We start from the raw sequence: 14,004 nt of genomic DNA on the forward strand, positions 1-14,004 counted from the left end.
CGACGGAGCTCCGGCCCAGGATGCCGGCGCCTTGCCGATCCTCGTCACGTTCCGAGAAGGATGCGCTAGTCGGGGAATTCCTCGATCGCATCGACCTTCGCGGGATAGAAAGCCAAGTGCCCGGCGATCTCGACCACGGCCGGGAAAGGCCGCTCGTAGCTCCAGGCCGCATTCTCCCGCACCAGCCCGCCGGCGGTCGCCGTGAAGTAGGACGCGTCTCCCTTGTAGGGGCAGTGCGTCTGGTGGTCCGTGGGCTCCATCAGGTCCATCCGGACGTCCTTGCGCGGGATGTATTGAACGGGCGGGAGCGTCGCCTCCCTCAGAGTCAGGGCTTCCGTCGTCTCGGCCACGATGAAGCCGCCGAGCACGACCCGGACGCGATGCGGGTTTTTCTCGATCGTGATCGGATGGTTGGGTCCGGGCTCTTTCATGGCGACACCTGCTCAATAGGCATAAACAGAAGATAGAGCGGCATGCCTTTCGCCCAAGAGGAGGTGGCAACCACTACTCCGCCTCCGGCTCCTTCGGGGCCGGGACGGGGGTCTCCGGCACCCCGAGGGCATCGGCGAGGCGCATCTTGGCCGAACCCGGCCGCAGGGGCTTCTGCTGGCTCTCGTGCGGCACCCAGCCGGAGAGCCAGACGATCTCGAAGGTGGCGGGAAGCCGCCCGTCCGGATCGGCGAAGCGCTCGGCATAGATCTGCGCCGCCCGGAGCAGGGTGGTGCGCCGCAAGGGAGTCCTGCGTCGATCGTTGAGGGCATTCGAGAAGCCCATCAGCCGGAGATCCCGCATGAGCGCAAAGGGATCCCCATAGCGCACCCGCACCACCTCCGAATCGGCCACCGGCAGGGCTAAGCCCGCCCGCTGCAGCAGCCCGCCGAGGTCGCGCACGTCCGCGAAGGGAGCCACCCGGGGGCTGACGCCGCCTTCCAGCTCGGACTCGGCCTGGGTGAAGGCCTGGCGCAGCTCCGTGAGGGTCGCCCCGCCGAGCACCGCCCCGAGGAAGAGCCCGTCGGGCTTGAGCGCCCGGCGGATCTGCACGAGGGTGCCAGGCAGGTCGTTGACGCTCTGGAGGGCCAGGAGCGAGACCGCGAGATCGAAGCGCCCGCCGGCGAAAGGCAGGCGCTCCTCGTCACCCAGGATGGCTCCTGGCTCGGGCAGCGATGCCAGACGCACCACCTGCTCCGCCCGGCCGGACCGGCGCAGCGCCTCGGCGACCGCAGGCGTCGGCGTTCCGACGTCGAGGGCGAGCGGGAACGCCCGCAGGACCGTGGAGAGGCGCTCCTCCAGGTCGCCGACCGCGCGCTCGAGCAGGAAATCGGCATAGCCGGCCTTCAGCGCGCGGGCGAGGCGGCGGCGGACGAGGGGACGGTCGAAGACGAGAGGTGCGCTCATGAGCGCCCGATATGGCGTGAAAATGCCCGAGAACCAAGGGCCAATCGTCCTCTCCGAACGGAGAGATGCGGGAGGGCGGGGGCGGCGCTAAGCTCGGCGCATGACAGGATGGCTCGATCGACGCCGGGTGGGCGCCGCCCTCAGCCGGGTCTCCGGCTTCCTGCTCGGCCTCCTCTACCCGCCGACCTGCATCGCCTGCCAGGCGGCCACGGGCGAGCCGCATGCGCTGTGCGCCGCCTGCTGGTCCGGTATCCGCTTCATCGAGCGGCCCTTTTGCGAACGGCTCGGAACGCCCTTCGCGGTCGATCTCGGCCAGCCGCTCCTCTCGCCTGCCGCCATCGCCGATCCGCCGGTCTTCGGCCGCGCCCGGGCGGCGGCGGAATACGACGGCACGGCGAGCCTCCTCGTGCACCGGCTCAAGTACGACGACCGGCCTGAGCTCGCCCGGGCGCTGGGGACCATGATGGCCCGGGCCGGCGCGGAGGTGCTGGCCGACGCCGACGTGATCGTGCCGGTGCCCCTCCACCGCTGGCGCCTGTGGCGGCGGCGGTTCAACCAGGCCATGGCGCTCGCCGCCAGGGTCTCGGCGGCGAGCGGCGTGCCCTGCGACCCGTTCCTGCTCGCCCGCGTGAAGCGAACCCGCCGGCAGGTCGGCCTCACCCGGACCCAGCGGCAGGAGAACCTGCAGGGCGCCTTCCGGGTCCCACCCGAGGCCAAAGCGCGGCTGAAGGGCAAACGCGTCCTCCTCGTTGACGACGTGCTCACCACGGGCGCCACCGCGAACGCCGCCTCGCGCGCGCTCCTGCGCGGCGGTGCGGCCTCAGTGGATATTCTCGCCTTCGCCCGCGTTGTGACAGAGGCCTGACCAATCCTATATGTCACTCTCTTGCCTGACGGAGACCTGTCCGAGATGCCCGACATCACGATCTACACGAAAAGCTGGTGCCCCTACTGCGCCGCCGCCAAGAAGCTGCTCGAGGAGAAAGGCGCCGCCTTCACCGAGATCGACATCGAGGCGAAGCCCGAGAAGCGCGCGGAGATGATCCAGAAGGCCGGCGGCCGCTCCACCGTGCCGCAGATCTTCATCGGCGGCCGGCACGTGGGCGGCTGCGACGACCTCTACGCCATGGATGACAGGGGCCAGCTCGAGCCGCTATTAGAAGCTTGAGACCAACCCGCGAGAACCCGATGACCTCGATCCGCTTCAAAGCCGCCTGCGTCCAGATGCGCTCCGGGCGCGACCCGCTCAAGAACCGCGACGCTGCGGCGGCTCTCGTGCGCGAGGCCGCAGCGCAAGGGGCCGATTTCGTCCAGACGCCGGAGATGACCTCGCTGGTGTGCCGGGACCGGGCCGAGCTGTTCGACAAGGTCGGGCCGGAGGAGCAGGACCCGACACTCGCCGCTCTGCGCGAGGTGGCGCGGGAGCGGGGCGTCGTGGTGCATCTGGGTTCGATCGCCGTGAAGGACGGCGACAAGGTCGCCAACCGCGCCTTCCTGATCGGCCAGGACGGCGGGATCGTCGCCTCCTACGACAAGATTCACCTCTACGACGTGGATCTTCCCAACGGCGAGAGCTGGCGCGAATCGGCCACCTATACGGGCGGCGACCGCGCGGTGCTGGCTGAGACCCCCTGGGGGTGGCTTGGGCTGACGATCTGCTACGACGTGCGCTTCGCGGCGCTCTACAAGGCGCTGGCCGAAAACGGCGCCTCGTTCCTGTCGGCCCCGGCCGCCTTCACGAAGCAGACCGGCGAGGCGCACTGGCACGTGCTGCACCGGGCGCGCGCCATCGAGACCGGCTCCTTCATGATCTCGGCCGCCCAAGGCGGCCTGCACGAGGACGGCCGAGAGACCTACGGCCATTCCCTCATCGTCGATCCCTGGGGCCGGGTGCTGGCGGAGGGCGGCACCGAGCCGGGCGTGATCCTGGCCGAGATCGACACCGGCCTCGTGGCGGAAGCCCGCGGCCGCATCCCGACCCTCAAGAACGCCAGGGGCTTCCAGGTGGAGGCGGTTGCCGCCACGGCGCCCGCGAAGGCCGCATCGGCCTGACGGCGCGGCGACGCCCGCGAACCTTGGCATCACGCGATCCCATTCCCATCTCACAGCCATGATCAAGTACGCCCTGGCCTGCGAGCAGGCCCACGAGTTCGAAAGCTGGTTTCCGTCGAGCGACGCCTATGAGGCGCAGCGCAAGCGCGGCTTCGTGACCTGCCCGTACTGCAACTCTTCCAAGGTGGACAAGCAGATCATGGCTCCCCGGATCGCCCGCACCGACAAGGAGCCTGCTCCCGCGCCGCAGCCGCAGCCCGTGGCGGCCTTCTCCGAGAAGGAGCGGGAACTCCGCGCCATGATCCGGGCTGTGCGCGAGCACGTGATGCAGAACGCCGAGAACGTCGGCCGCGGCTTCGCCGAGGAGGCGCGCAAGATGCATTACGGCGAGGCCGAGGAACGCTCGATCTACGGCGAGGCCGACGGGACCGAGGTCCGCTCCCTGCTGGAGGAGGGAATCGGCATCCTGCCCCTGCCCGTCCTGCCGGACGACCGGAACTAGCCGGCTCGACCTTTTTGCCGGATGCCCCATTTCAACCCGCACGAGCAGGCGGGGCATCTTCCTTGGCGGTCTATTTCACGAGCGACACCCATTTCGGCGATCCGCGCGTGCTGCGCATCGACAAGCGCCCGTTCAAGACGATCTCCGAGCACGACGAGGCGCTGATCGCCCGCTGGAACGAGACCGTCGGGCCCGACGACGAGGTCTGGCACCTCGGCGACTTCGCCCTGCATGTGCGGCCGGAGCGGATCGACGAGTTGCTCGGCCTCCTCCACGGGCGCAAGCACCTGATCACCGGAAACAACGACGGGCCGGCGACGCTGGCGGCGAAGGGCTGGGAAAGCGTGCAGGCCTACGCCGAGGTCAAGGTCGACGACCATGCCCTGGTGCTCTGCCACTACGCCTTCCGCACCTGGAAGAACATGGGCCGCGGCTGGCTCGACCTGCACGGCCACTCCCACGGCAAGCTCAAGCGCCAGACAAGGCAGTTCGACGTGGGCGTCGATGCCTGGGACTACCGGCCGGTCACCTTGGAGCAGCTTCTAAGTTCCTCCCGGATTCGTCATCGGACAGCTCACGCTTGAGCCTTCCGTCCGTGAACCGCGCGCCCTATGACCCGTTCTCTTCTAAAGGAGACGGGAATGGATCAGGGGCGGGGCGAGGCCGGAGCGATCACCAGGACGGGGCGCATCTCGCTGATGCGGCGGTTCTTCGACAGCGAGGCTTCGGGCGGCATGATCCTCATGGGCGTGACGGTGGTGGCGCTCGCCGTCGCCAACTCGCCCGCGGCCGGGCTCTATTTCGGCGTGCTCAAGACCTACGTGCTGGGCCTCTCCATCCTGCACTGGATCAACGACGCCCTCATGGCCGTGTTCTTCCTGCTGGTCGGGCTCGAGATCAAGCGCGAGTTCCTGGACGGACAGCTCTCCACCTGGCCGCGGCGGGTCCTGCCCGGCATCGCGGCCTTCGGCGGCATGCTAGTGCCGGCGCTGGTCTACGTGGCCGTGACCTGGAACGAGCCGACGCTCCTGCGCGGCTGGGCGATTCCCGCCGCCACCGACATCGCCTTCGCGCTCGGCGTCCTGGCGATCCTCGGGACGCGGGTGCCGACCTCCCTCAAGATCTTCCTCACGGCTCTGGCGATCCTCGACGATCTCGGGGCGATCGTGATCATCGCGCTCTTCTATACGGGAGACCTCGCCCTGCCGATGCTGGGGCTCGCCGCCTTGAGCCTCGCGGTGCTCGTCGCCCTCAACCGCTTCGGGGTCACGGCGCTCACGCCCTATCTGGCGGTCGGCGCCCTCCTCTGGTTCTTCGTGCTGAAATCGGGCATCCACGCGACGCTGGCCGGTGTTGCGCTTGCCTTGACGATCCCGCTCCAGGCCGAGCCGAAGAAAACGAGGGCGGAGGATTCCCCGCTCCACGTCCTGGAGCATGCCCTCCAGCCCTGGGTCGCCTACGCGATCATCCCGATCTTCGGCTTCGCCAATGCGGGCGTGTCCTTCGCGGGGCTCTCGGTCGACGCGATCCTGGCTCCTCTGCCCCTCGGCATCGCCCTGGGACTGTTCCTCGGCAAGCAGATCGGCGTCTTTGCCTTCTCGGAGCTCGCCATCCGGCTCGGCCTCGCGGACGTGCCGGCGGGCGCCACGCGCCTGCAATGCTACGGGGTGGCGCTCCTGTGCGGCATCGGCTTCACCATGAGCCTGTTCATCGGGGCGCTCGCCTTCCCCAACAATCCGGATCTGATCGACGCCACCAAGATCGGCGTCCTCACCGGATCCCTGCTCTCGGCGCTGGTCGGCTTCCTGATCCTGCGGGTCGCCCCCCGGGAGCAGACCCCGGCCTATCGGGCGGCAGCCAGCAGCATGTAGTTGACCGCCATGTCGGACGAGAGAGCCCACTCGCCGCGGAGCGGATTGTAGACCACGCCGGTCGTGTCCGCGACCCGGAAGCCCGCCGCCTCGATGGCGGCGGTCAGTTCGTCCGGGGTCACGAACTTGTCCCATTCGTGAGTGCCCTTCGGCAGCCAGCCGAGCACGTACTCAGCCCCCACGATCGCGAGCGCGAAGGAGCGCAGGGTCCGGTTGAGGGTCGCCATAGCGAGCGCGCCGCCGGGCTTCACCGCCTTTACGCAGGCGTCCACGAAGGCCTGCACGTCGGCCACATGCTCCACCACCTCCATGGCGAGCACCATGTCGAAGGTCTCCCCCCGGTCCACCACCGCCTCGACAGTCTCGTTGCGGTAGTCGATGCCGAGGCCGCTGCGTTCCGCGTGGAGCCGGGCGACCGAGACGTTGGTGGGGGCGGGATCGAGCCCCGTCACGGTGGCGCCGAGCCGGGCGAGCGGCTCGGACAGGACGCCGCCGCCGCAGCCCACGTCGAGGATCGTGAGCCCCTCCAGCGACCGGGGCGAGCGCGGGTCGCGCCCGAACCGGCGGCAGGCCTCGTCCCGGACATAGGCCAGCCGGATCGGGTTGAACTTGTGCAGGACCCGCATCGGCCCCTTCGGGTCCCACCACGTCTCGGCGATTCCCTCGAAGCGGGCGACCTCGGCCGGGTCGATGGTGGTCGATGCGCCCTCGGACATCGGATACTCCTGTTGCCCCCTCGCAATGGAGGGGGCGTGTGCAATTCTGCGCGTTGACAGCGCGCGGCCCCGCCGTCATGTATACGCGCCTTTTCGCGCCGCGAAGGGGCAAAATTTCCCTCTTTCACGGCCTTTTCGCCCATGCCCCGTCTCGTCATGAAGTTCGGCGGTACGTCCGTCGCCACGGTTGAACGCATCCGCAATGTGGCGCGGCACGTCAAACGCGAGGTCGAGGCCGGCTACGACGTGGCCGTGGTGGTCTCCGCCATGTCGGGCAAGACCAACGAGCTCGTCGGCTGGGTCAAGGAGGCCTCGGCGCTCTACGATTCGAAGGAATACGACACGGTCGTGGCCTCGGGCGAGCAGGTGACCTCGGGGCTGCTCGCCGTCGCGCTCCAGGAAATGGGCCTCAAGGCCCGCTCGTGGCAGGGCTGGCAGATCCCGATCATGACGTCGGACGCCCACGGCTCCGCCCGGATCGCCGCCATCGACGGCACCGGCATCCTCCAGGGCTTTTCCAAGGATCGCGAGATCGCCGTGGTGTCGGGCTTCCAGGGCGTGCACCAGCCCACGGGGCGCATCACGACGCTCGGCCGCGGCGGCTCGGACACCAGCGCCGTTGCGCTCGCGGCCGCCATCCAGGCGGAGCGCTGCGACATCTATACCGACGTGGACGGCGTCTACACCACCGATCCCCGAATCGTGTCCAAGGCCCGGCGCCTGGATAAGGTATCCTACGAGGAAATGCTGGAAATGGCCTCGCTCGGGGCCAAGGTGCTTCAGGTCCGCTCGGTCGAGCTCGCCATGATGCACCGGGTGCCGACCTACGTGCGCTCCAGCTTCGACGACCCTGCCGACCCGAAGCTCGGCACCCTGATCTGCGACGAGGAAGACATCATGGAACAGCAGGTTGTGACGGGCATCGCCTATTCCCGCGACGAAGCCCAGATCACGTTACGGAACGTCGCGGACAAGCCCGGCATCGCCGCCTCGATCTTCGTGCCGCTGGCCGAAGCCAACGTGAACGTGGACATGATCATCCAGGTCGTGTCGGACGACACCACCACGACGGACATCACCTTCACGGTCCCGGCCGCAGACTACGAGCGGGCCTGTTCGGTGCTCAACCAGCACAAGGACGATATCCAGTTCCGGGACCTCCAGGGCGCCACCGACGTGGTGAAGGTCTCGGCCATCGGGGTCGGCATGAGAAGCCACGCCGGCGTCGCCGCCAAGGCCTTCAAGGCCCTGGCCGACAAGGGCATCAACATCCGGGCCATTACAACTTCCGAGATCAAATTCTCGGTCCTGATCGACTCGGCGTACACGGAGCTTGCCGTGCGCACGCTCCACTCGCTATACGGCCTTGATCAAGCCTGATTGACGTGTCGTCGATGAGGCTGCGACACTGAACGCTCAGCCGGCGGTTGTTCCGCCGGCCACATAGGACGGGAACCGATAAGCTCATGCCTACCGCTCCCGGCGGTCCGCGCCTCCTGCTGCGCCGCCTCCGCGAGATCATGGCGGAGCCGGTCGGCGCGCAAGACCGTCTCGACAAGATCGTCATTCTGATCGCCGCGAACATGGTGGCGGAGGTCTGCTCCGTCTACGTGATGCGCGGCGACGGCGTGCTCGAGCTCTTCGCCACCGAGGGCCTCAACCGCGAGGCGGTGCACCTCACGACCATGCGGGCGGGCGAAGGCCTCGTGGGTCTCATCGCCTCGACCGCCGAGCCGCTCGCCCTCTCGGACGCCCAGAGCCACCCGTCCTTCTCCTACAAGCCTGAGACGGGCGAGGAGATCTACCACGCCTTCCTGGGCGTGCCGCTCCTGCGCGCCGGCAACACGCTGGGCGTCCTGGTCGTCCAGAACCGCACCTACCGGGTCTACACGGAAGAAGAGATCGAGGCGCTCCAGACCACCGCCATGGTGCTGGCCGAGATGCTCGCCTCGGGCGAGCTCCAGGCGCTGGCCCCGGTGGATACGGGAATCGCCCTGCGCCGCCCCGTGCACCAGAAGGGGGTCGCCCTCGCGGACGGCGTCGGCCTCGGCTACGTGGTCCTGCACGAGCCGCGGGTGGTGGTGAAGAACCTGATCGCCGAGAACGTCGAGGCCGAGCTGAGCCGCCTCGAGGAGGCCATCCTGGAGGTGCGCACCTCCATCGACGAGCTGATCGAGCGCGGCGACGTGGCCCATCACGGGGAGCACCGGGAGGTCCTGGAGACCTTTCGCATGTTCGCCCACGACCAGGGCTGGCTGCGGCGCATGCGCGAGGCGGTCGCCTCGGGCCTCACGGCCGAGGCCGCCGTGGAACGGGTGCAGTCCGACAACCGCGCCCGCATGATGCGCCAGACCGACCCGTACCTGCGCGAGCGCCTGCACGACCTCGACGATCTGGCGAACCGCCTGCTCCACCGCCTCGTCGGGCGCAACCTGGTGGTCGGCACCAGCTCCCTGCCCGACAATGCCATCCTGGTCGCCCGCTCCATGGGACCGGCGGCGCTCCTCGATTACGACCGCTCCCGCCTGCGCGGCCTCGTGCTGGAGGAGGGCGGGCCCACCAGCCACATCGCCATCGTGGCGCGGGCGCTGGGCATCCCGGCGGTCGGCGAGATGGAGAACGTCACCGCCCTGACCGAGCAGGGCGACGCCATCATCGTGGACGGCGCCGCGGGCGAGGTGCAGATCCGGCCGAGCCCGGACGTCGAGGCGGCCTATGCCGAGAAGGCGCGCCTGCGGGCCAAGCGCCAGGAGCAGTACCTCAAGCTCCGCGACGTGCCGGCCGTCACCAAGGACGGCGTCGCGGTGAACCTCCAGCTCAATGCCGGCCTTCTGGTCGACCTGCCGCATCTCGCCGAAACCGGCGCCAGCGGGGTCGGCCTGTTCCGGACCGAGCTGCAGTTCATGATCGCCGAGCGCATGCCCTCGGCGAGCGAGCAGCAGGCCCTCTACAGCGCCGTCTTCGCGGCCGCCGAGGAGCGGCCGGTCACCTTCCGGACCCTGGACATCGGCGGCGACAAGATCCTGCCCTACATGCAGGCCGTGGAGGAGGAGAACCCGGCGCTGGGCTGGCGCGCGATCCGCATCGGCCTCGACCGGCCGGGCCTTCTGCGGGCCCAGGTGCGGGCGCTCCTGAAAGCGGCCGGCGGCCGGCCCCTGAAGATCATGTTCCCGATGGTGGCCACCTGCGACGAGTTCGTCCGGGCAAGAAGCCTCGTGGAGCGGGAGCGGGCGCATCTCTCCCATCACGGGCACCCCCTGCCCTCCGACCTGAAGCTCGGGGTGATGCTGGAGGTCCCGTCCCTCCTGTTCCAGCTCAAGGAAATCTGCGCGCTCGCCGACTTCGTCTCCATCGGGTCGAACGACCTGATGCAGTTCCTGTTCGCCATCGACCGGGAGAACCGCCGGGTCGCGGACCGCTTCGACCCCTTGAGCGCCCCCATGCTGCGGGCCCTCAAGATGGTGGCCGACGAGGCGCTGGCCTCCGGCTGCCAGGCGACGATCTGCGGCGAGATCGGCGGCCGTCCCCTGGAGGCCATGGCCCTGATCGGCCTCGGCTTCCGGTCGCTCTCCATGTCCCCGGCTGCCATCGGCCCGGTCAAGGCCATGCTGCTCGAGCTCCATGCCGGCGGCGTCGCCGACCTGATCGCCCAGGAGCTCGAACATGCCGGGGGCGGCGAAACGCTGCGTCCCAAGCTCCTTCGCTTTGCGGAAAGCCATGGTATTCCGGTCTGATGTCGATCGCTCCTCCGTCTGAACGCCTGAACGCCATCCTGGCCCGCCACGAGATCATCACGGCGACCCTCAATGCCGGCCCGGATCCGGAAACCTTCGTGTCCCTGTCCCGGGAGCTCGCCGAGCTCGACGACGTGGTGGCGGCGATCCGGTCCTACCAGTCCGCCGAGGAGAACCTGAAAGGGCTCGAGGCGCTGCTGGAGGATTCGAAGACCGACCCCGAGATGCGGGCCCTGGCCGAGGAGGAGCTTCCCCAGGCCCGCGAGGAGGTCGAGAAGGCCGCGCAGGCCATGCGCATTATCCTGCTGCCCAAGGACGAGGCGGACGAGAAGAGCGCGATCCTCGAGATCCGCGCCGGCACCGGCGGCGACGAGGCCGCCCTCTTCGCCGGCGACCTGCTGCGTATGTACACCCGCTACGCGGACCTGAAGGGCTGGAAGGTCGAGGTCGTGTCCGCGAGCGAGGGCACGGCCGGCGGCTACAAGGAGGTCGTGGCCGAGGTGAAGGGCCGGGGCGTCTTCGCGCGCCTGAAGTTCGAGAGCGGGGTCCACCGGGTGCAGCGCGTGCCGGATACGGAAACGCAAGGGCGCATCCACACCTCCGCCGCCACCGTGGCGGTGCTCCCGGAGGCCGAGGACGTCGACATCGACATCAACGACGCGGACCTGAAGATCGACACGATGCGGGCGCAGGGCGCGGGCGGCCAGCACGTGAACAAGACCGAATCGGCGATCCGCATCACCCACATCCCGACCGGCACGGTGGTCTTCGTCCAGGACGAGCGCTCCCAGCACAAGAACCGCGCCCGGGCGCTCGCCCTCCTGCGCGCCCGCCTCTACGACGCGGAGCGCACCGCCAAGGACGCCGCCCGTGCGGCCGACCGCAAGGCCCAGGTCGGCTCCGGCGACCGCTCCGAGCGCATCCGCACCTACAACTTCCCGCAGGGGCGGGTCACCGACCACCGGATCAACCTGACCCTCTACAAGCTCGAGGAGGTGATCAGCGGCAATGCTCTGGACGAACTGATCGACGCCCTCATCACGGAGCACCAAGCCGCCCAGCTCGCCGCCCAGGACGAGGCCGCATGATCGAGGGGTTGAGCCACATCACCCTCATCACCTGCGACCTCGACCGCATGAGCGCCATCGTGACCCAGGTGCTCGATGGCCGGGAGGTTTATTCCTCGGGCGACGACACCTTCTCGGTCGCGCGGGAAAAATTCTTCCTGGTCGGGGGCCACTGGGTCGCCGTCATGGAGGGCGAGAGCCTGACGACCCGCACCTACAACCATATCGCCTTCAAGATCCCGCCCGGAACGGTGGAGGAATACCGCCGGCGCGCCGAAGCGCTGGGGCTGGACATCCGCGAGTCCCGCCCACGGGTCGAGGGCGAGGGCGAATCCCTCTACTTCTACGACCACGACAACCACCTCTTCGAGCTTCATACCGGCACCCTGGAGGAGCGCCTGGAGCGCTACCGCCGCGGCAGGCTGCCTGAGCGGCCGATGACCACCCGCGAGCAGGCGCTGCGCGACCTTCGCCGGACCCTCACCGAGGCCGGGTTCGAGACGGCCGGGCTCGATGCCCGCCTGCTGCTGATTGCGGCCCTGGGGATTTCCCCGACCGATCTCATCACCCGCCCCGATGCCGCCTTGAGCCCGGCGGAAGCCGGGCGGCTGGCAGAGTTCGCCCGTCGCCGCCTCGCCCACGAGCCGGTGGCCCGGATCGTCGGGGAGAGGGAGTTCTGGGGCCTGCCGTTCCGGCTCTCTCCCGAGACCCTGGTGCCCAGGCCGGACACCGAGACGGTGATCGAGACCGCCCTTGCGCTGATCCCGGACCGGCAGGCGCCGCTCACGATGGCGGATTTCGGCACCGGATCGGGATGCATCCTGACCGCCCTGCTCCACGAGCTGCCCAGCGCCCGGGGGCTCGGGATCGACCGCTCCCTGGACGCCCTGTGGACCGCCCGCCTCAACGCCTACATGAACGGCGTCGGCGACCGCAGCCTCTTCGTGGCCTCGGACTGGGCGAGTGCCGTCCGGGGCCCCTTCGATCTCGTGGCCTCGAACCCGCCCTACATCGCCTCGCCGGAGATTCCGGGGCTCGACCGGGAGGTGCGCGAGCACGATCCCCTGCTCGCCCTCGACGGCGGCCCGGACGGGCTCGATGCCTACCGGATCCTGCTGTCCGAAGCCGGGCGGCTCCTGAAGCCCGGCGGGCTGATGGTGCTGGAAATCGGCTACGACCAGGCCGAGGCCCTGCGGCATCTGGCGCGGGACAGGGGCCTTGAAGTTTTGAGGGTTGCCCACGATCTTTCAGGAAACCCGCGATGCGTCGCGTTGGCCCGCCCTTAAACGGACATGGTTTCAGGGCACAAGGATTCCTCTCCGAGAGTGAGAAAACCTGAAATACCGCTTGTTGGACCAGGCAGAACCCGCTAGATTCGGGTCAGAGATCGTCCTCGGTCTAAAGAAAGCGGTAGCTCCCTTAGCGAGGAGCATGCCGACAGACCAAACGATATCCATCGCGCAGGCAGGGGCTTTTTTGAACAGCCTGGCGCGATCACTTGAACCCGACACTGAAGGATGGCCAAGGCTCGACGGGTCGTGGCCGAACGACAGACGGTTGCCACGCGAACGGTGGGCGGTAAGCCCGTTCGGTGAAAATTAGGCTTGCATCGCGTGGGCTCGAAGAACCAGCGAGGGTCGTAGACCAGAATGAGACCAGGACAGAACAGGCGTATGCGCGGTCGCAGCCGCAACAACAACAAGGGCCCCAACCCTTTGACGCGCAGCTATGAGTCGAACGGCCCGGACGTGAAGATCCGCGGTACGGCTCAACATATTGCCGAGAAGTACAGCCAGCTCGCCCGCGATGCGCAGGCCAGCGGCGACCCGGTTGCGGCCGAGAACTACTTCCAGCACGCCGAACATTACTACCGCATCATTGCGGCCGCCCAGGAGCAGCTGCGCGAGCAGTACGGCTACCAGCAGCGTCCCTTCGACGAGGAAGGCGACGAGGACGGCTTCGGCCAGGGTGACCGGTCCGGCTATGCCGGCGGTGAAGACGGCGATCTCGGCTCCCAGCCGCAGCCCTTCGAGGCGCGGCAGGACGGCGAGCGCCTCGCCCGCTTCGACCGGGGCGACCGGCAGGATCGCCAAGATCGCCAAGACCGTGGCGAGCGGCAGGACCGCGGCGATCGCCAGGATCGTGGGGACCGCCAGGACCGAGGCAACCGTCGCGACCGCTTCGGGCGCGACCGTGACCGCGGCCCGCGTCAGGATTACGGGCGCGACGAGCAGCCCCGTCAGGATTTCGACCGTCCCGACCGTGAGGACCGCCAGGACCGTGGCGAACGCCAGGAGCGTGGTGAGCGCCAGGAGCGCGGCGAGCGTTTCGACCGCGGCGACCGTCCCGAGCGGAACGACCGCCAGGATCGCGGCGGCCGCGGCGAGTTCCGCCGCGAGCGTCGCCGTGACGAGGCCGAGGCTTCCGATGCCGCGGCCCTGCCGGCCTTCCTGACCAATCCGGTCCGGGCCACGCCCGCCCCGGTCGTGGCCGAGGAGCCGGCTCCCGCGCCGGTTCCGCAGGAAGCCGCCAACGACGAGGCCGAGGCTCCGCGCCCCCGCCGCCGTCGCCGCACCCGGCAGGAGATCGAGGCCGCCAACGCCGCCCAGATGGAGGCGAGCTTCGAGCCGGCCGAGGTCAAGACCGACGCGGCCGAGTAAGGCAGAG

Annotated in this window: 14 protein-coding genes and 1 pseudogene; 12 read left to right on the forward strand and 3 right to left on the reverse strand. The window is 68.9% G+C overall.

Annotated features, from left to right (window positions below):
* Positions 1-65 precede the first annotated feature (65 nt).
* Together DES45_RS00530 and DES45_RS00535 are read right to left on the reverse strand one after the other, a co-directional pair.
* Positions 66-431, reverse strand: a complete 366-nt coding sequence (locus tag DES45_RS00530; RefSeq protein WP_114768026.1) for a DUF427 domain-containing protein — start codon at positions 429-431, stop codon at positions 66-68.
* A 73-nt stretch (positions 432-504) separates the two neighbouring features.
* Positions 505-1,395: a methyltransferase domain-containing protein gene (locus DES45_RS00535; protein WP_114768027.1), complete on the reverse strand. Its 891-nt coding sequence runs from the start codon at positions 1,393-1,395 to the stop codon at positions 505-507.
* A 100-nt stretch (positions 1,396-1,495) separates the two neighbouring features.
* On the opposite strand from DES45_RS00535, the gene DES45_RS00540 reads away from it, so the two are divergent.
* The 6 genes from DES45_RS00540 (at position 1,496) to nhaA (ending at position 5,820) form a co-directional block, all read left to right on the forward strand.
* The gene (locus DES45_RS00540; RefSeq protein ID WP_114768028.1) at positions 1,496-2,260 is read left to right on the forward strand and encodes a ComF family protein; all 765 of its coding nucleotides are present in this window, start codon (positions 1,496-1,498) and stop codon (positions 2,258-2,260) included.
* 45 nt (positions 2,261-2,305) lie between these two features.
* Positions 2,306-2,563 carry a glutaredoxin 3 gene (gene grxC / locus DES45_RS00545; RefSeq protein ID WP_114768029.1) on the forward strand — a complete coding sequence of 86 codons (258 nt, stop codon included), beginning with the start codon at positions 2,306-2,308 and terminating at the stop codon, positions 2,561-2,563.
* Between the two features lie 20 nt (positions 2,564-2,583).
* Entirely contained in the window at positions 2,584-3,447 is an 864-nt protein-coding gene (locus DES45_RS00550; protein ID WP_114768030.1) for a carbon-nitrogen hydrolase family protein, read from the forward strand.
* Positions 3,448-3,505: 58 nt separating this feature from the next.
* Positions 3,506-3,949, forward strand: a complete 444-nt coding sequence (locus DES45_RS00555; RefSeq protein ID WP_114768031.1) for a DUF1178 family protein — start codon at positions 3,506-3,508, stop codon at positions 3,947-3,949.
* A gap of 62 nt (positions 3,950-4,011) precedes the next feature.
* Positions 4,012-4,533: a metallophosphoesterase family protein gene (locus DES45_RS00560; protein ID WP_114768032.1), complete on the forward strand. Its 522-nt coding sequence runs from the start codon at positions 4,012-4,014 to the stop codon at positions 4,531-4,533.
* A 57-nt stretch (positions 4,534-4,590) separates the two neighbouring features.
* Complete coding sequence (nhaA, locus tag DES45_RS00565; RefSeq protein ID WP_114768033.1) at positions 4,591-5,820, forward strand: Na+/H+ antiporter NhaA; 1,230 nt, start codon at positions 4,591-4,593, stop codon at positions 5,818-5,820.
* Here nhaA and ubiG read toward each other — a convergent pair.
* On the reverse strand, positions 5,793-6,536 hold the full coding sequence (gene ubiG / locus DES45_RS00570) for a bifunctional 2-polyprenyl-6-hydroxyphenol methylase/3-demethylubiquinol 3-O-methyltransferase UbiG (protein ID WP_114768034.1): 744 nt from the start codon (positions 6,534-6,536) through the stop codon (positions 5,793-5,795). The two genes, nhaA and ubiG, sit on opposite strands and share 28 nt — an antisense overlap.
* Before the next feature lie 141 nt (positions 6,537-6,677).
* Between ubiG and DES45_RS00575 the strand changes: the two genes are divergently transcribed.
* The 6 genes and pseudogenes from DES45_RS00575 (at position 6,678) to DES45_RS00595 (ending at position 13,997) form a co-directional block, all read left to right on the forward strand.
* Entirely contained in the window at positions 6,678-7,916 is a 1,239-nt protein-coding gene (locus DES45_RS00575; protein WP_114768035.1) for an aspartate kinase, read from the forward strand.
* An 86-nt stretch (positions 7,917-8,002) separates the two neighbouring features.
* Positions 8,003-10,270, forward strand: a complete 2,268-nt coding sequence (ptsP, locus tag DES45_RS00580) for a phosphoenolpyruvate--protein phosphotransferase (protein WP_114768036.1) — start codon at positions 8,003-8,005, stop codon at positions 10,268-10,270.
* Positions 10,270-11,358: a peptide chain release factor 1 gene (prfA, locus tag DES45_RS00585; RefSeq protein WP_114768037.1), complete on the forward strand. Its 1,089-nt coding sequence runs from the start codon at positions 10,270-10,272 to the stop codon at positions 11,356-11,358. The genes ptsP and prfA overlap by 1 nt, the downstream gene beginning before the upstream one ends.
* Positions 11,355-11,780 (forward strand): annotated as a pseudogene (gene fosX, locus DES45_RS26270) (FosX/FosE/FosI family fosfomycin resistance hydrolase); the annotation flags it as partial. The gene prfA and the pseudogene fosX, both read left to right, overlap by 4 nt.
* Positions 11,775-12,623: a peptide chain release factor N(5)-glutamine methyltransferase gene (gene prmC / locus DES45_RS00590; RefSeq protein ID WP_170151382.1), complete on the forward strand. Its 849-nt coding sequence runs from the start codon at positions 11,775-11,777 to the stop codon at positions 12,621-12,623. The pseudogene fosX and the gene prmC, both read left to right, overlap by 6 nt.
* Positions 12,624-13,010: 387 nt before the next feature.
* Positions 13,011-13,997: a DUF4167 domain-containing protein gene (locus tag DES45_RS00595; RefSeq protein WP_114768039.1), complete on the forward strand. Its 987-nt coding sequence runs from the start codon at positions 13,011-13,013 to the stop codon at positions 13,995-13,997.
* Positions 13,998-14,004 lie beyond the last annotated feature (7 nt).

The organism is Microvirga subterranea (assembly GCF_003350535.1).
Lineage (GTDB): Bacteria > Pseudomonadota > Alphaproteobacteria > Rhizobiales > Beijerinckiaceae > Microvirga > Microvirga subterranea.